Origin of the sequence: Streptomyces albofaciens JCM 4342, from assembly GCF_008634025.1 — a bacterium.
GTDB lineage: Bacteria > Actinomycetota > Actinomycetes > Streptomycetales > Streptomycetaceae > Streptomyces > Streptomyces albofaciens.
Map to the genome: position 1 here is coordinate 37,958 of NZ_PDCM01000001.1, position 17,313 is coordinate 55,270.

Consider the following 17,313-nt stretch of genomic DNA (forward strand, 5'->3'; position numbering starts at 1 on the left):
CAGGGGCGGGCCCCGTCTTACCCACAGGAGCAGCAACGTGCCCGACAACCAGACCTCCAAGCAGAGCAACGAGCCGACTGCAACGCCCCCTGATGAGCGCCCGAGGACTTCGGGGGAGATCAGCCGTCACGTGCGGCGTAACCCGTCGAAAACCGCACCTTCCCTCGGGAAGGTGTATGAGCAGATTCGCGCGGTGATGGATCAGTACGAACGAGAGTCGGCAGCCGCACGCGCCCTCGCAGGCGACCCCAACCCGACCGACGCCGACCCCCTCGAATACGTACAGGAGATCGCCGAGCACTACGCCCAGCGCGACCAGCGCCCCGGCTACGTCAACCAGCTCGCCGACGAGCTGAGCCTCGACGACGTGCGCACGCTCCGCCTCGCCGGCGAAGCCGCCCAGGCCGCCACGCCCCGTGTGATCATGCGCGAGGCCAACCGCGGCAAGCACCCGCGCCAGATCGCCGACGAAATCGGCCTCACCGAATCCCGCGTGTACGGCATCATCCGCGAAGAGCGCCGGAAGGCCGCTCGCTTCTGGATTGAGCGCGGCCTCGACAACGACGCCGCGAGCGATACTGACCCGCGCGAATCCCTCGCCCGCCTTGAGGCGGACCTCGCCAACACGCCCGAGAAGGACCGCGCGGCGGTCGAGCAGTACCTCGCCGACTTTCGTAAGGCCATCGAGGAGCGGGAAGCCAAGCAGCGCACCACCGGCGATCAGCAGTAGCAGCAGCGCGGGCCCGTACTGGCGACCTCACCGCCGTACGGGCCCGACTAACCACGATGGGAGCAAGCCCCACCGCGGCCGGCACCAACCCTACCCAGCCGCCGGGCGACCGGACGCGCGGCGCCTCGCGCGCGCCCGACCCACGACCCCGCTTGCAGGCCGTTATCAATCTGTGATCTAATTCGGGGCGTCCCCAGCGTGCCCGAAAACGGACGCACGGGGCCCCTCGCAACGCCCCGCCACCATCCCCCCGGTGGCGGGGCGTTTCGCTTGCCCAACCCGTGCAGGAGGTGACACCCCATGGCGCGCCCCATCACTGACACAGACCGCGCCGCGGTGCGCCGCCTGCATGGACAGGGCAAGGCCCGCAACGAGATCGCCCGCGCCATCGGGCGCAGCCCGTCGACCGTGTCCAAGATCGCCGCCGCCTTCGAACCGCCCCTCACCTTCGAGCGGGGGCCCGAGGTCGTCGCCGCCACCGAAGCGCGTCGCATCGACCTCGCCGCCCGCCGTGCCCAGCTCGCCGAGGCCCTGCACGTCGACGCCGAGCGTCTGCGGGCGCAGCTATGGGAGCCCACCACCTACGGGGAGTTCGCGGGCCGCGATGGTGAGTGGCACGAGGCGTACCTCGACAAGCCGAGGTTCGCTGATCAGCGCGCCATCATCGCCGCGGCCGGCACCGCCATCCAGCAGTCACTACGCCTCGCCCCGGCCGAGGGCGGCGAGGGCGCCGACCAGGTCCGATCGATGCTCGGCACGCTCGGCGAAGCGTTGGCCCGCGCCGCCGGCGACCCGGACGACGATGGAGGCGCCGACGGGGGGTGAGCGTTGCTCAACCTCGACGCGCTTCCCCTCTCCCGCAAACAGCTTCGCTCGGTCGGGCAGGCCACGGCCCGGATCAACCTGTGGCATGGGTCCGTACGGTCCGGCAAGACGATCGCGTCTCTGCTGGCATTCGTCATCGCGGTTGCTACCGCGGGCCCGTCCGGTCTGATCATCGTCTGTGGGCGCAGCCTCCAGACGATCGAGCGCAACGTGCTCGAACCCCTGCAAGACCGGGCCCTGTTCGGGCCCCTCGCCCGGCACATCGTCCACACCCGCGGCGCCACCACCGCAACGATTCTCGGGCGCACCGTCCACCTGATCGGTGCCGCCGACGCCCGCGCCGAGGGCAGGCTCCGCGGCCTGACCGCGCAGCTCGCCTACGTCGATGAGGCCACCCTGGTCCCCGAGGGTTTTTGGACGCAGCTCCTCGCACGTCTGTCCGTGCCGGGCGCGCGCCTGTACGCGACGACGAACCCGGACTCGCCGCGGCACTGGCTCAAGACGCAGTATCTCGACCGCGTCGGCGAGCTGAACCTGCGCGCGTGGCACTTCCGCCTGTCCGACAACCCGTCGTTGTCGGCCGAGTACGTCGCCGACCTCGCCGCCGAATACGTCGGTCTGTGGCGACGGCGGATGATCGACGGGGCGTGGTGCGTCGCTGAGGGCGCCATCTACGACATGTGGGACCAGGCGCGCCACGTCGTCACGGACCTGCCGGACATGCGCCGGTATCACGTCGGCATCGACTACGGCACGACGAACCCGTTCGCCGCCGTCCTGTTGGGCGAGGGAGTCGACGGCCGGCTGTACGTGGCCGCCGAGTGGCGCCATGACTCCCGCGCCACGCACCGCAGCATGACCGACGCGCAGTACAGCGCCGCCGTACGGGAATGGCTGGCCGAGTGGTCCCACCCGTCCGCCGGCCCGGACGACCAGGGCGTGACGCCGGAGTGGACGTTCATCGACCCTTCCGCAAAATCGTTTCTCACCCAGTTGTGGCAGGACGGCTACCCCGGCATCGCCCGTGCCTCGAACGAGGTCGCATCCGGCATTCGCTCTGTGTCGAGCCTGCTCGCCGCCGGCCGCCTGCTCGTACACGAGTCGTGCGAGGGCCTGCTCGACGAACTGCCTGGCTACAGCTGGGATCCGAAGGCCACCGCGCGTGGTGAGGACGCCCCCTTGAAGGTCGACGACCACTCGTGCGACGCGTTGCGGTACGTCATCCACTCGACCGCTCACGAGTGGCGCCACCTTCTCACCGCACCACCGAAGGAGGCTGCCGCCGCGTGATGACTGTCCACATGCCCGTGTCGCTCACCGTCGGCGACCACACCGGCAACCTCGGCACTCTGAGCCTCACGCCCCGCGACAACATCGGTGTCTGTATCGCCGACATGCTGCGGGCCGCCGCTGAGGCATTCGACCTCGCCGGAGACGGGAGCAGCGACGATGACGCTTCCTGAGAACGGCGCAGCGTGGCCGCCGCCGCAGCTCGCCCCGCTGTACCGCGAGATGCGCGTCGATGACGCGTGGTACTCCGGGGACCGCAAGCGCCTCGCCGACATCTACCAGCACCAGCAGAGGCGCGAGGACGGGCGGCGCCGGCTGTGGGCCCGCCACCGCCAGCAGCAGCCCGGGCAGCGCGATACCCGCCTGCATATCCCGCTCGCCGGCGACATCGCCACCACGTCCGCCGATCTCCTGTTCTCCGAACCGCCCACGTTCACTGTCGACGACGCTGGCACGCAGGATCGGCTTGCGGACCTTGTCGAGGCTGGAGGCATCGAGAACACCCTGCTTGAGGCGGCCGAGGTCGCCGCCGCCCTCGGCGGCGTGTACCTGCGCGTCACCTGGGATGCCTCCCTGGCGCCCCGGCCGCTGCTGACTGTCGTGCACGCCGACCAGGCCGCGCCCGAATTCCGCTGGGGGCAACTGACCGGCGTCACCTTCTGGCGCGAACTCGCTTCGACCGAGGCGACCGTGTGGCGCCACCTCGAACGGCATGAGCCCGGCCGCATTCTGCACGGCCTGTACGAGGGCACCGCCGACCGCCTCGGCCGCCGCGTGCCGCTCACCGAGCACCCCGAGGTCGCCGCCCTCGCCGACTCTCTCGGCCCCGAGGGCGACACGATCGAGACCGGCATCGACGAACTCACCGCCGCCTACGTCCCCAACATCAAGCCCAACCGGCGCCACCGCAGGAGCCCGTTCGGCCGCTCCGACTACGCCGCCCCGCTTCATGACCTCATGGACGCGCTTGACGAGACGTGGTCGAGCTGGCTGCGCGACATCCGGCTCGCCCGCGCGCGGCTGATCGTCCCCGACGGATACCTGCGCGACCACGGCCCCGGGCGCGGCGCGAGCTTCGACGACGACCGGGAAATCTGGCAAGCCCTGTCGATCCCGCCGACCGAGGGCGGGTCGGGGATCACCTTGTCGCAGTTCGCGATCAGGGTCACCGAACACCAGTCGACGGCCGACTCGCTCGTGCAGCAGGCCGTACGGTCCGCCGGGTACTCCGCCCAGTCGTTCGGGCTCGGCGACCAGGGCGGCGCCGTCACCGCGACCGAGGTCAACGCCCGCGAGCGACGGTCGATGATCACGCGTGACAAGAAGTCGCGCTACTGGCGCCCCGCGCTCGCGCACATCCTGTTCGTCATGCTGCGCCTCGACCGTGCGCTGTTCACTCCGAGTCTCGTGGTCGACCGGCCCCGCATCGTGTTCGGGGACGCTGTCAGCGAGGACCCGCAATCGGTCGCACAGACGCTCTCCCTGCTCCAGCAGGCGCAGGCCGTCAGCACCGACACCAAGGTACGCGCGCTGCATCCGGACTGGGACGACACCGCCGTTGCCGAAGAGGTTGCCCGCATCCATGCGGAGACCGGGCAGGCCGCCCCCGACCCTGTCGGAGCGTTTCCGCTCGCCGCCTGATCGGGGGTGCACATGCCCGTGTCCCCCGACCAGGTCGAATACCTCGCCGCGGTGACCGCGGACCTGTACGCCGGTGTCGAGCGGCAGCTGCTCGAACTGTGTGCGCGGCAGCTCGCCGCAGGGCTGGACGCGCCCGGGTGGGCCGTCGCCAAACTCGCCGCCCTGTCGCCCTTGCGGCGCGCGGCCGACGTGCTGCTTGGCGCCCTCGCCGGGACCGTCGACACCGAGGTACGGCACGCCGTGGCTGAGGCGTACGACGCCGGCCGCGCCTCCGCCCTCGAAGAACTCGACGCCTTGCCGGATGAGGATCGGCGGACGGTGGCCGAGCGGACCCCGCACGCGCGGGCCGTCGACCGCCTCGCCGCCGAGACCATCGACACCGTCACCTCGACCCACCGCGGCATTCTGCGGGCCGTCGAGGATGGGTATCGGCAGGTTGTTGCCGAGGTCACCGCGGCGCCCCTGCTCGGCACCGAGACGCGCCGCCAGGCCACGCAGCAGGCCATGCAGCGGTTCGCCGACCGGGGGATCTCCTCGTTCCGGGACCGGGCCGGGCGCCGCTGGTCACTGACCGCGTACGCCGAAATGGCGGTGCGCACCAGCGTTGCGCGGGCCGCGACCGAGGCGCACATGACCACCCTCGCCGACGCGGGCATAGACCTGGTGATCGTCTCCAACTCGCCGCGTGAGTGTCCGCTGTGCCGCCCGTGGGAGCGCCGCATCCTGTCCATTGGCGGGCCGGACGGGGCCCGTACGGTCGAGGTCGAGCACGCCCTCGACGACGGCCGCATGATCCGTGTGGACGTGGCCGGGTCGCTCGACGAGGCCCGCCGCGCCGGACTTCAGCACCCCAACTGCCGCCACAGCGTCTCCTCTTACACCCCTGGTCTGACGCGCGTTGAGGAGCCGGAGCCGGACCCGGCCGGGTATGAGGCTGGACAGCGGCAGCGGGCAATCGAGCGGCACATCCGCCGGCACAAGAACCGCGCCGCCGCCGCGACCACGCCCGAGGCCAAACGCGCCGCCGAGGCCAAAGTCAGGCAGTGGCAAGGCGCCATGCGCGACCACCTCGCCGCACACCCGGACCTCCGCCGTCTGCGCCACCGGGAACAGCCCGGCGCCTCGAACCTGCCCGCCAGGACCAAGACCGCGCCGGACGACTTCATGCAGGCCGCCCGCGTGCGCGCCGGTGACGACGGCACGCTGCGGGAGATGTCCGACGACCAGCTCGGCGCCGCCATGCGGCCCGGCGTGCTCGACGACCGCGCCCGCGACCGAATCGCCACGGAGGCGGACCGCCGCGACCGCGAGGCCCTGCTCGACCGCGTACGGACCGGCGATCTGTCGGCGGTTGCCGACGACGACCTCGCCGAAGCGATGCGCCACGGGAGGGCCGGCGACCTCGCCCGGATCGCCGCCGAATTCGACCGGCGGTACCCGCCCGAGCCCCTGCCCGCGCCCGCGCGCAGCGGCGACGCCGTCGAGGACCTGATCGCCGACCGCGCCGCCCTCGACGACCTGCTCGCCCCCGCCCCCGATCCGGACGGGTGGGCGGCCCTCGCCGATGACGACACCTGGGCCGCACTGGTCGAGCAGGAGCGCGCCGCCCAGCGGACCACGCGCGCGGCACGCCACGCTCCGACGGACGAGCCGGAGCAGGTCCCGCGCGTCACGCGCCGGGTCGCACGGCAGATGTACGACGAGTACGTAATGCGCCAGTACCTCGCGGCCGAGGAAGACCTACGCGGCGTACTGCTCAACAAGCAGGCTGAGCAGGCCGGCCACGATCCCGTGTCGCTGTTCTCCGGGCCCGCGCGCATCGCGCACGCCCGCGCCTCCGACGAGCTGCGGGCATGGTGGGCGGAGCACGGCCGGCTGACACAAGCTGAGTTCATCGAGTCCGTGACCGGTGAACGGCAGCGATGGGCCGAGGGCGCCCGTAAGAACGAGTCGGACCACCAAAACAAGAGGTGAGCATGGGAACGCGCGAGCAGGTCATCCGGGCCGTCACCGCCGGGGCCGAGGCCCGACGCCGCGGCGACCGGCCGTCCACCTGCCCGTACCCGCGTGACTCCCTGCTGCGCTCCGCGTGGATTCGCGGATACACCCGCGCCGCGCCACCCGCGCCCGGCCGCGAAGACGACCAGTAGCACCACCCACCGACACACCCCGGGGCCCGCCAGGCGCGGGCCCCTTTCGTATGCCCGCACGCCCGCCCGGCGCGGGCCCAGCACCAGGAGCACCACGCATGAGCGAGACCGGCACCGCCAGCGGACAGCAGGGCGCGCCCAGCGCCGACGCCGGGGGCACCCCGCCCGCGGCACCGCCGAACAGCCCTCCGACCGCGCCGGCCGACAACGCCCCCACGGCCCCGGCCGCCGACCCGGCCGCCGAGCAGCGCGTGAGCGCCGCCGAGCAGGCAGCCCAGCAGGCCGCCACCGAGCGCGACGACCTGCTCGCCGCTCTGCGCAAGGTCCTCGACCCGGAGGGCGCCGACGGCGAAGCCGACCCGGCACGTCTGGCCGAGCAGGCCGCCGCCGAGCGCGACCAGGCCCGCGCCGAGGCGCGGCAGCTCCGTGTCGAGCTGGCCGCGCACCAGGCCGCGCACACCGCCGGCGCCGACCCCGCCCGCCTGCTCGACTCCCGCACCGTCGCGCAGCAGCTCGCCGACCTCGACCCCGACGACAAGGCTTTCGGCGACAAGCTCGCCGAGGTGATCAAGACCGCCGTTGAAGCCGCCCCGCACCTGCGCGCCGCCGCTCCCGGTCCGGCCAAGGGCGGCGCCGACTTCACCGGCACCACGCCCGAGCGTCGGCCCGCCACCCTGCATGACGCCATCGCCGCCCGCCTCGGCGGCTGAACCACTGGAGACACCCGCCCATGGCTATCACCCTCGCCGACGCCAAGCTGAACACGCAGGACGACATCGACCTCATGGTGATTGATGAGTTCCGCAAGTCGAGTTGGCTGCTCGACAACCTGACCTTCGATGATGTCGTGAACCCCGCCGGGGGCGGCGCGACGCTCACCTACGGATACACCCGACTCGTCACTGAGCGCGGCGCCGCCTTCCGCCCGCTGAACTCGGAGTACAGCACCGAGCAGGCCAAGCGGACCCGCGCGAGCGTCGACCTTGCGGTACTTGGCGGCGCGTTCGAGATCGACCGCGTCCTGTCCAACCTCGGCCCCGCCGCCACCGCGGAAACCACCTTCCAGATGAACCAGACGATCAAGAGCGCGCGGGCGTTCTTCTCCGACCAGGTCATCAACGGCACCCGCAACACAGCGACCGCCACAGGATTCGAGGGCCTTTCCAAGATCCTCACCGGGTCCGCCACCGAATACAAGCCGGCCGCCGACTGGTCGACCCCCGCCGACCAGGCCGCCGCACACAACGCCCTCGACTCCCTCGACGAATTCCTCGGCCTGCTGGACGACACCCCGAGCGCGCTGCTCGGCAACAAGAAGACCATCGCCCGCGTACGCAGCCTCGCCCGCCGGGCCGGCTACTACACCCGCAGCGAGAACGCGTTCGGGCAGACCGTCGAGGCGTACAACGGCATCCCGTTTGTGGACCTGGGCGCCAAGGCTGGCAGCGCCGACCCCGTGATCGGCATCGACGCCAAGACCGGCACCACCGACCTGTACGCCGTCCGCCTCGGCCTCGACGGTTTCCACGGTGTCTCGACCGTCGGCAGCAACCTGGTACGGCAGTGGCTCCCGGACTTCGCCACCGCCGGCGCCGTCAAGAAGGGCGAGGTGGAACTCGGTCCGGTTGCCGTCGCGCTCAAGGCGACGAAGGCCGCCGCTGTGTGGCGCGGCATCAAGGTCAACCAGGGCACCGGCACCGGCGGGGCGTAACGTTCATGCGCCGCCCCTACGCCACGCCCGAACAGCTCGCCGCGTGGACCGGGACCGCTGCACCGGACGACGCCGAGCGGCTGCTCGCCCGCGCGTCCGAGGACATCGATTCGGCCCTGCTGACCGCCGTGTATCCGGTCGACGCGGACGGCGACCCCACCGACCCGACGACCGCCGAAGTCCTCGCCCGCGCCACCTGCGCACAGGTCGAATACTGGGCCTCCGCTGGCACCGACGGCACCGGCGCAGGCGATCACTGGGACTCCGTATCGATCGGGCCCGTCAGCCTGTCGGGGCGCACCGCGCGCCCGCCGGCCGCGACCGGGGTGGAGTTGGCGCCGCGCGCCGACCGCATCCTGCGCCGCGCCGGACTGACCCCGGGCCGGGTGATCGCGTGGTGACCCGCGTGCCCGAGGTACTGCTGCGCCACCGCATCACGGTCGAGCCGTACGCGGGGGAGAGCGCCTACGGGCCCCAGTACCGCCACGCCATCCCGAACGTGCCCGCGATGATCGACGAGACGGCCCGCATGGTGCGAGCCCCGGACGGTCGGCAGGTCACCGCCTCGGCAACGATCGTCGCCGGCCCCCTGCTCGACTGCCCGCCCGGCAGCCGCATCACGCTCCCCGACGGGCGCACCACCACCGCGATCACCACCGCCCACCACACCGCGCCCGGTCTGCCGGTGCCCGCCTGCACGGAGGTGACCTGCGAATGAGCGGACCGCGCGCCGAACTGAACTGGAACGGGGCCGCCGTCAGCGAGGCACTGCGGCAGGCCGCCACCCGCGGCGCCCTGCTCGGCGCCGAACACGTCCTCCAGCTCAGCCGCCAGCTGGTGCCGATCGAGGAGGGCACCCTCGAACGAAGCGGCGCGACCAGTGTGGACGCGCGCCGCCGTACGGCCGCGGTGTCGTACGACACCCCGTACGCCCGCCGCGTGCACGAGGACATGACCGCCCGGCACGACCCCGGCCGCACCGCCAAGTACCTCGAACGCGTCCTGCCGGGCTCGACCGACACCGTGCAGGCGTTGATCGCCGCACAGGTCCGGCGGGCGCTGCGCTGATGTCCTACACCGTCGACCTGCTCGACGGTCTCGCCCGCCTGCTCGACACCGCAGGCGTCGGCACCTACCGGCCCGACGGCGTGTACGCGGCCGGCGAGACCGCCATCACCATTGCCGCCACTCCTCCCGTGCCCGACCGGGTCATCTGCCTGTCCGCGTACCCGGTCGAGGAGTCCGCGGCCCTGACCGACACCACCACCGGCATACAGGTGCGCACCCGCGCCGGGCCGGACCCGCGCGAAGTCGACGCCCTCGACGACCAGGTGCTCGACGTGCTGCACGGCTCCGGCCCCCACCACTGGGGCGCGGCATGGGTGCAGCTCATCTACCGCAACTCGGCCGCCCCGATCGGCGCCGACGGCTCCGGGCGCGCGGAGCGCAGCAGCAACTACTACGCCCGCGCCCACCGCGCGGCCCGACATCTGGAATAGGAGGCGCCAGTGAGCACCCCGACGCCGCCGGCCGAGACGATCACCGCGCTTGCGCGCCGGTACCGGTGCGAGATCGACATGAGCACGGACGGCACCACCCCCGCTTGGACGCTGCTACCCGGCATCACCGAGTTCGCGCCGAAGATCGAACCCACACAGCAGGAGTCGACGACGTACGACGCCGAGGGGTGGGTCGAGCAGACCGTGACCATGCTCGCCTGGTCGATCGAGACGACCATCGCGCACCGCGCCCACCCGACCACCGGCGTTTTCAACGCCGTGCAGGAACGTTTGCGCAAGGCATCGATGGCGTTCGGTGCTGGCTCGTATGTGCGGGTGCGGTACTACGACCGCAACGGCGCCCCGGACGCCTACCAGGGCACGGCCCTGGTCACCTGGGAGCCGGACGGCGGCGGCGCCGACGAACTCGACACCGTCAAGATCACACTCACCGGGTCGGGCCCGCTGACCGAGATCACCAACCCCGCCGCTGGAACCGGCAAGACGCTGACCCCTGAGAAGGGGGCCGCGTAATGGCGTTCAAGGAACTCGGCGAACTCCTCGACGAGACCCTGCAACTCCCCGTCGCAGGCACCGTCTACACCGTGCCCGCCCCGTCCGCCGAGGTCGGCCTGCGGGTGCAGGCGATCATCAACGCGGCGGCGGTCGCCGCCGACGGCGGACGCGTCGACGAGCAGGTACTCGGCGACGCGGCCGAGCGCGACCTGTTCCGCGACGTGCTCGGCACCGCGCACGGTCAGATGGTGGCCGACGGCGTGCCGTGGCCCGCCCTCAAACACTCGGCGATCACGGCCATGGTGTGGATCGCGCAGGACAAGGCCGCCGCCGAAGCGTTCTGGAACTCCGGCGGCGACCCAAACCGCTTGGCCCCGAATCGGGCGGAGCGTCGGGCCCGGTCGGGCGCGGCGAAGTCGACCCCGAATCGGGGCTCTACGAGTGGTACGAGTGGCCCGAAGGCCAGGCCCCGCCCCGCGGGCAAGGGCCGCGCGCCGCGCTGACGTGGCGCCGCATCCTCGACGAGTGGCCGCTCGTCGAGGCGGACCTGCACGAGGTCTACGGCATCGACCTGGGCGCCCCCGGCATCCTGCGGGCCCGTTCCTGGCGCTGGCTGCGCCTGCGCATCCTCGGCCTGCTCTCCGCTGAATCGCGGCTGGCCCGAACGCTCGCCCCCTCGCAAGACGCTCCCGCACCGGGAGGCACGACCCCCCGGAGGTGAGCGCCCGTGGCTCTCATGGTCGGCGAACTCGCCGCAACCATCCGGGTCGATGACAGCGGGGCCCGTGCGGGTATCCGCCGCGCCGAGGCCGCCATGCGCGCCGGCGGCGACCGCATGGCCGCCGACGCGGGCAGCAGCGGGCAGCAGGCCGGCCGCCAGCTCGGCGACGGCGTCGCCGACGGGGCCGAGCGCGGCGGAGGCCGCGCGGCAAGCAAGGTCGGCGAGGCCCTGAAGAAGGGGATCGCCGCCGCGGCGATCGGCGCCACCATCGGTGGCGCGCTGATCGCGGGTATCGGCTCGGCCCTCGAACAGGGCAAGATCCCTGGTCAGCTTCAGGCGCAGCTCGGCACCACCGGGCCCGTGGCCGCCAAGTACGGCAAGGTCGCCGGCGATCTGTACGCGGGCGCGGTCGTCGACTCAGTGCAGGACGGCGCCGAGATCATCAAGGGCATCGCCAGGAATGGCCTGCTGCCGCCGGAGGCGACACAGGCACAGGTCCAGACGATGGGCCGACGGGTGGCGGACACCGCCGCCGTCATGGGCGAGGACGTTTCCAAGGTCTCTCGTGCCGTCGGCACGATGATGAAAAACGGCCTCGCCAAATCGGCGGATGAGGCCATGGACGTTCTTGTCAAGGGCGCCCAGAACGGCATCGATACCGCCGAGGATCTGCTCGACACATTCAGTGAGTATCCAACCGAATTCCGGCAGCTTGGCCTCGACGCGAAAACGTCCATGGGCCTGCTTCAGCAGGGACTCAAGGGCGGCGCGCGCGATGCCGACGTAGTCGCCGACGCGCTGAAAGAGTTCACTCTGCAAGCGCAGGGGATGAACGACGCCACGAAAAAGGCGTATGCGGATCTTGGCCTGTCCGGCGAGAAGATGCAGGCTGTTTTCCAGAAGGGCGGACCGGCCGCCGGGAAAGCCTTCGAGCAGGTCATCACGAAACTGCGGGCCGTCAAAGACCCAGCGAAGAAAAGCGAGATCGCCCTCGGACTGTTCGGTACGAAGTTCGAGGACATGCAGCAGGCGATTTACGCCCTCGATCCTGCGCACGCGGTGCAGGCCCTCGGCAAGGTCAAGGGCGCCACCGACGCGGCCGGCAACGCGATGCGCGACAACGCCGCCACCAAGATTGAGAAGTTCAAGCGGTCGTTGACGCAGGGTGCCGTCGAGGTGATCGGCACGTACGTGGTCCCGGCGTTGATCAAGTTGGGTCAGTGGGTGCTCTCGCTCGGCTCCAAGTGGGACACCGTCACGGGTTTCGTATCCCGCAACTCAACCGCCCTGACGATCGCGGCGAGCGTGATTACGCTCCTGATGCTGCCCACCCTGGTCAGCCTCGGCGTACAGGCCACCACGACCGGCGCGGCCGTGGTCGCGAGCTGGGCCACGCAGAGCGCCGCCGCGGTAACCGGCGCGGCGCGGTTCGTCGCCTCGAACGCTATGACGTTGGCCGGGTGGGCGGCGCAGGGTGCCGCCGCCACGGTCAACGCCGCGCGCGTGGTGGCCGGTTGGGTGCTCATGGGCGCGCAGTCCATGATCCAGGGCGCCCGGATGGCCGCGGCGTGGCTGCTGGCCATGGGCCCGATACCGCTGATCATCGCGGCAGTTGTCGGCCTGGTCGCGCTGATCGTCTCCAACTGGGATTCCATCAAGGCGAAGACGGCTGCCGTCTGGGACTGGATTTGGGAGAAGATCAAGGCCGTTGGTCAATTCCTGATCGACCTGTTCCTGAACTTCACCCTCGTCGGCATCATCATCAAGCACTGGGATTCCATCAAGGCCGGAACTCAGCGCGTGTGGACGGCCATCGTCGATTGGGTCAAGGCCCTGCCGGGCCGCATCGTCGATTTCTTCCTGAACTGGACTCTCGTTGGGCTGATCATTAAGCACTGGAGTTCCATCAAGGAGGGCACGAAGCGCAAGGCCGGGGAAATGCTCGATTTCGTACGCGGACTGCCGGGCCGGATCGTCGGGTTCTTCGGCGACTTCGGATCGATGCTCTACGACAAGGGCCTCGACCTGATCCGCGGCCTGTGGAACGGCATTCGCAACATGGGCCCGTGGCTGGCACGCAAACTGACGAGCTGGGCCAAGGACATGATCCCCGGGCCGATCGCCCGCGCGCTGGGCATCCACTCGCCCTCGCGCCTGATGCGCGACAAGATCGGCAAGTTCATTCCGGCCGGTGTCGTCGAGGGCATCAAGGCAGGCGCCCCCGCCATCGACCGCACCATGCGCAATCTCGTGAGTGTTCCGCCCGCGCCGCAGTTCGCCGCCGCCGGCGGACCGTCGTACGGCCCGGGTTTCGGCGGGGGCATGGCGCCCGCGGTGCACATCGAGAACTGGCACGCCGGATCGGCGTCCGCTGATCAGACGGCCGCGGCGCTGGCCTGGCACGCCAAGGGCAGGGGGTGACATGGCCGGCGACCTGGTCACCCTGCCTGGCCACATCCAGTACGGCGACCTGTTGCTCGGCCCCGGCACCGCCGTGCGCTGGAAGTCCCTCACAGGCTGGATCGATACGCCCGGCCTCGATTCGGGCACCGTTGCCCGCTCGGACGGGCACGGCGCCTATCCGGGGCCGCTGTATGCACAGCCGCGCACAATCACGGTGGATGGGCTGGTGATCCGTACGGCGCCTGGCGCAATGTCGGCCGCCGTACGGACCCTGTCCGCACACCTCGCACTCCGCGACGACGAACTGCCGCTCGTGATCCGCCTCGACGACGCTCCGCCGCTGATGTGCTGGGCCCGGTGCCTGCGCCGCTCCATCCCCGTCGACACCGGGTACCGCATCGGCGCGAGCATCGGCGGCGCGATCCAGTTCGAGGCCACCGACCCGCGCCTCTACTCCCTCACCGAGCAGCGCATCGAGACCCGCCTGCCCGCCCCCGAACCCGGTCTCGACTGGCACCTCGACCCGGGCCCCGAACACCTCGACTGGAACACGGTTCCCAGCCCCGAGGGCGTCGACTTCGGCGCCCCGGGCTCGACCGGTGCCCTGATCGCCGTCAACGAGGGGGACACCGACACACACCCCGTGATCGTCTTCCGGGGCCCGGTCGCCCGGCCGAGCCTGACGAATCTGCGCACGGGCGAGGCGGTCGAGTACGACATCGACCTCGCCCCCGACGACGTGCTGCACGTCGACACCAACGCCGGCACCGTCACCCTCAACGGCGGCGCCTCGCGCCTGCACACCGCGACCGCCCGCTCGGTCCCGGAGCAGGCATTCACCCTCGCCCCCGGTGTCGCACAGCTTGCGTTCCGGGCCGCGCCCGGATCATCCGACCCCCGCGCGAGCGTCACCGTGCGCTACCGCTCGGCCTACTGGTAAGGAGAAACCGCCCGTGACCGTGCGCGCCGCCTGGCTGCTGCCCCTTGGGCAGACCCGACAGGACACCCGCACCGCGCCCGTGGGGACCATGGCGCCGGAGGACGAAATGACCTCGCGCGCCGGTGTGATCGCCGGAGGGCAGCCGTTCGCCGCCGTCGGTGTGAGCGCCATGCAGGTGCAGATCGGTGTCGGCCGCGCCGTGGTGCAGGGCACCGCCGCGCAGGGCGCCTATCCGGTCGCCGTGACGGCCCCGGAGACGCTGACGGTCGCGGACGGCGACGCGCAGTACGGCCGTATCGACACCGTCGTGCTCCGCATCCTCGACGGGCTGTACGACACCAGCGAGCAGACCCTCGCCACGGTCGAGATCATCCAGGGCGACCGCTCCGACACCCCCACGCCGCCGACCCTGCCGCCCGCCTGCCTCGCCTTGTGGGACATCACGGTTCCGGCGGGAACGTCCGCCGGCGTCGGCGGGATCAACTGGGCGTCTGCGCTGACCGACCGGCGCCGCTACACCGCGGCGTACGGCGGGATCATCCCCCGCGGCGGGCCCGCGTCCTACCCCGGGGCCTACGACGGGCAGTACCGTGACACGGGCACCGGACTGGAACGCTGGTCCGCCGCGGCGTCCGCGTGGCAGCCGTACCCGGCTGATACCGGCTGGATCGATCTCCCGCTGCCCACCGGCTATCAGCGGTTCTCCAGCAATGCGTACCCCTTCCAGATCAGGAAGTGCGGCACGCAGGTCCACCTCCGCGGGCGCATCCTACGCACCGCCGGACTCATCCCCGCCGACGGGCAACCCCTACCGGGCCTGACCCTGCCCCAGACGTACTGGCCCACGCAGTCCCCCACCTCGTACGCCGAGGTGTCGTTCGGATGCGAGGTCAGTGCGACCTCTCCGGCCGGCACCGTCCGCGGCGAGATCAGCGGCCGAGGCAAGATCACCGCCGCTTTCCAGCGTGCAACCAGTTCTTGGCTGGCGTTCGGCTGCTCCTGGTGGACCGACTGACCCATGTGACAGGGGGTGGCCGTGTCCGCCCCCATGTATCGGGCCCTGTTCTGCGACCTGCGCACCGACCAGATCATCGACGCCCTGCCCATACAGGGCGTGTCCCTTGATGACTGGATCGGCAAGAGCGGGTCGCTCGGCGCCACCATCCCCATACCTAACGCCGCTCTTGCGGGCCGTGTGCGGCGCGCGGTGACGCCCGGCCGTACGGCCGTGTGGGTCGAGCGGGGCCGCGAGATCTGGTGGGGCGGCATCCTGTGGACCGCCAACGTGTCCAGCAGCAACCGCGGGTTTCTGTCCATGCAGATTCAGGCCGCCACGTGGGATTCGTACCTCGATCACCGGCTGCTGTACGACACGATGACCGCGGCCGGGGTCGATCAGTTCGACATCGCGCGGCAGCTGGTCGACTACGCGCAGCAGGCCGCCGGCGGAGACATCGGCATTGAGTACGACACGCACACCTCCGGGATGCTGCGCGACCGCACGTACAGCCGGTACGACCTGCCCACGATCCGCGATCTGCTCGCCAAGCTGGGCGCGGTCGAGGGTGGGTTTGAGTGGCGCATCGCGTCGTACCGCGATCCGGAGTCCGGCCGGCGCGTCAAGCGCCTGCGGTTGGGGGCCCCGACGCTGCGCAGTGGTACGGCCGACATCGTCCTCGACCACCCGGGCCCGGTTCTGACCTACTCGTGGCCGGTGGACGCGACCGGGCAGGCGAACGTCTGGCAGTCGCGCGGCGCGTCCGACAACAGCAACCAGGCCGTCGACTCCGTACCCATGCTGTCGCAGCTCCTGGTCGCCGAGGATGACATCGCGGCCGGCTGGCCGCGGCTGGACGGGAGCAGCGATCACTCGACCGTCGAGCAGCAGGCCACGCTCGACGCGCACGCCCGTGCGGACTGGGCCGCCGCCCGCCGACCGCTCACCATTCCTGAGATCACCGTGCGCGTGACCGACGCGATTTCGCCCGCACTGCTCGGCGCCGCTGTGAGGTTGCGCATCCGCGATCTGTGGTTCCCCGACGGGCTCGACGCGCGGTACCGCGTCGTCGGCATCGCGATCACTCCGCCCTCCCGCGGCACCCCCGAGACCGCCAAGCTCTATCTGGAGACCGCCTGATGGCTGCCATCCCCCTCGACCTGCTCGACCGCATTCGCAACCTCGAACGGCAGGTGCGGGAACTGTCCGGCCGAGCGCAGACACGGCCCGCGCTGAACACGATCAACCACGGCACCGTGACGATCGGCGAGGGCGGACAACTGCGGGTCAAGGCCCCCAGTGGGCACACCACTTTCGGCACCGGGCAGGGCCCGCGAGGAGACTGGTACGTGCTGCTGGCCCGCGAGGATGGCACCCCCGCCGTACAGGTCGGCAACAACAACTTCGACGGGGACGACATCCGGCAAATGATCCGGCTGTGGTCGCGCGGCGGCGACGTGCTCGTGATGGACGACTACTACGCCGACGGCTACCTCGGCCGCCCGTGGGTGCCCATCCCCATGTCCCCGGCCGCCCTGGTCACCGGGTCCGAATGGCGCACCACACACGCCGGGCGGTTCCAAGCCCAACACGCCGTACTCACCGCGTCCTGGTCGGTCTACGCGCCGAGCGGCACGACCGCGGAGGCGCGCCTGATGATCAACCACGGTGGGGAGCTGTCGCAGCTCGGCGAGGCGATCACGTCCAGCGGCAAAGAAGTCTTCACCACCCAACGGTTCACCCCCAGCGATCACCGGCTGAAGCACACCGAGGCCGCCGGCCTTGTTCTTCAGGCTCGCCGCGCCAGCGGCACCGGGACCGGTGAGGCGTGGTGCCAAGGCATCTGGGGCGTGAACACCACCACCGCCAACGAAGCGAACTAGGAGCGCC

Annotated in this window: 20 protein-coding genes; all 20 read left to right on the forward strand. The window is 71.1% G+C overall.

The genetic code is table 11. The features are described 5' to 3' along the window. The first annotated feature begins 37 nt into the window (after window positions 1-37). Complete coding sequence (locus tag CP973_RS00250) at window positions 38-730, forward strand: hypothetical protein (RefSeq protein WP_150236531.1); 693 nt, start codon at window positions 38-40, stop codon at window positions 728-730. A 300-nt stretch (window positions 731-1,030) separates the two neighbouring features. Continuing rightward, entirely contained in the window at window positions 1,031-1,555 is a 525-nt protein-coding gene (locus CP973_RS00255) for a helix-turn-helix domain-containing protein (protein WP_150236533.1), read from the forward strand. A 3-nt stretch (window positions 1,556-1,558) separates the two neighbouring features. After that, window positions 1,559-2,845 carry a PBSX family phage terminase large subunit gene (locus tag CP973_RS00260; protein WP_150236535.1) on the forward strand — a complete coding sequence of 429 codons (1,287 nt, stop codon included), beginning with the start codon at window positions 1,559-1,561 and terminating at the stop codon, window positions 2,843-2,845. Then, the gene (locus CP973_RS39785) at window positions 2,845-3,018 is read left to right on the forward strand and encodes a hypothetical protein (protein ID WP_167538244.1); all 174 of its coding nucleotides are present in this window, start codon (window positions 2,845-2,847) and stop codon (window positions 3,016-3,018) included. Before CP973_RS00260 ends, CP973_RS39785 begins: the two co-directional genes overlap by 1 nt. Next, window positions 3,005-4,486, forward strand: a complete 1,482-nt coding sequence (locus CP973_RS00265) for a phage portal protein (RefSeq protein WP_150236537.1) — start codon at window positions 3,005-3,007, stop codon at window positions 4,484-4,486. The genes CP973_RS39785 and CP973_RS00265 overlap by 14 nt, the downstream gene beginning before the upstream one ends. 12 nt (window positions 4,487-4,498) lie before the next feature. Continuing rightward, complete coding sequence (locus CP973_RS00270; protein ID WP_150236539.1) at window positions 4,499-6,460, forward strand: phage minor capsid protein; 1,962 nt, start codon at window positions 4,499-4,501, stop codon at window positions 6,458-6,460. A gap of 2 nt (window positions 6,461-6,462) precedes the next feature. Further along, window positions 6,463-6,636 carry an Rmf/CrpP fold protein gene (locus CP973_RS39790; protein ID WP_167538243.1) on the forward strand — a complete coding sequence of 58 codons (174 nt, stop codon included), beginning with the start codon at window positions 6,463-6,465 and terminating at the stop codon, window positions 6,634-6,636. Between the two features lie 98 nt (window positions 6,637-6,734). Continuing rightward, a complete protein-coding gene (locus CP973_RS00275; RefSeq protein ID WP_150236541.1) occupies window positions 6,735-7,346 on the forward strand; it encodes a hypothetical protein in 612 nt (203 codons plus the stop codon). A gap of 20 nt (window positions 7,347-7,366) precedes the next feature. Continuing rightward, window positions 7,367-8,347 (forward strand): major capsid protein, encoded by a 981-nt coding sequence (locus CP973_RS00280; RefSeq protein ID WP_150236542.1) that lies wholly within the window; start codon window positions 7,367-7,369, stop codon window positions 8,345-8,347. Window positions 8,348-8,352: 5 nt separating this feature from the next. Continuing rightward, window positions 8,353-8,748 (forward strand): head-tail connector protein, encoded by a 396-nt coding sequence (locus CP973_RS00285; protein ID WP_150236544.1) that lies wholly within the window; start codon window positions 8,353-8,355, stop codon window positions 8,746-8,748. Window positions 8,749-8,753: 5 nt separating this feature from the next. Continuing rightward, window positions 8,754-9,065: a hypothetical protein gene (locus CP973_RS00290; protein ID WP_341874779.1), complete on the forward strand. Its 312-nt coding sequence runs from the start codon at window positions 8,754-8,756 to the stop codon at window positions 9,063-9,065. Next, window positions 9,062-9,415 carry a hypothetical protein gene (locus CP973_RS00295; protein ID WP_150236464.1) on the forward strand — a complete coding sequence of 118 codons (354 nt, stop codon included), beginning with the start codon at window positions 9,062-9,064 and terminating at the stop codon, window positions 9,413-9,415. Before CP973_RS00290 ends, CP973_RS00295 begins: the two co-directional genes overlap by 4 nt. Continuing rightward, window positions 9,415-9,846 (forward strand): minor capsid protein, encoded by a 432-nt coding sequence (locus CP973_RS00300; protein ID WP_150236546.1) that lies wholly within the window; start codon window positions 9,415-9,417, stop codon window positions 9,844-9,846. The genes CP973_RS00295 and CP973_RS00300 overlap by 1 nt, the downstream gene beginning before the upstream one ends. A gap of 9 nt (window positions 9,847-9,855) precedes the next feature. Continuing rightward, window positions 9,856-10,380, forward strand: coding sequence for a phage tail tube protein (locus CP973_RS00305; RefSeq protein ID WP_150236466.1), 525 nt, complete (start codon window positions 9,856-9,858; stop codon window positions 10,378-10,380). Then, window positions 10,380-10,865, forward strand: a complete 486-nt coding sequence (locus CP973_RS00310) for a DUF7426 family protein (protein ID WP_150236468.1) — start codon at window positions 10,380-10,382, stop codon at window positions 10,863-10,865. The genes CP973_RS00305 and CP973_RS00310 overlap by 1 nt, the downstream gene beginning before the upstream one ends. A gap of 233 nt (window positions 10,866-11,098) precedes the next feature. Continuing rightward, complete coding sequence (locus tag CP973_RS00320; protein ID WP_244409667.1) at window positions 11,099-13,504, forward strand: phage tail tape measure protein; 2,406 nt, start codon at window positions 11,099-11,101, stop codon at window positions 13,502-13,504. A 1-nt stretch (window position 13,505) separates the two neighbouring features. After that, window positions 13,506-14,426 (forward strand): phage distal tail protein, encoded by a 921-nt coding sequence (locus tag CP973_RS00325; protein ID WP_150236472.1) that lies wholly within the window; start codon window positions 13,506-13,508, stop codon window positions 14,424-14,426. A gap of 13 nt (window positions 14,427-14,439) precedes the next feature. Then, window positions 14,440-15,441, forward strand: coding sequence for a hypothetical protein (locus tag CP973_RS00330; RefSeq protein WP_150236474.1), 1,002 nt, complete (start codon window positions 14,440-14,442; stop codon window positions 15,439-15,441). A gap of 33 nt (window positions 15,442-15,474) precedes the next feature. Next, on the forward strand, window positions 15,475-16,563 hold the full coding sequence (locus CP973_RS00335; protein ID WP_150242905.1) for a hypothetical protein: 1,089 nt from the start codon (window positions 15,475-15,477) through the stop codon (window positions 16,561-16,563). Next, entirely contained in the window at window positions 16,563-17,306 is a 744-nt protein-coding gene (locus CP973_RS00340) for a hypothetical protein (protein WP_150236476.1), read from the forward strand. Before CP973_RS00335 ends, CP973_RS00340 begins: the two co-directional genes overlap by 1 nt. The last annotated feature ends 7 nt before the right edge of the window (window positions 17,307-17,313 follow it).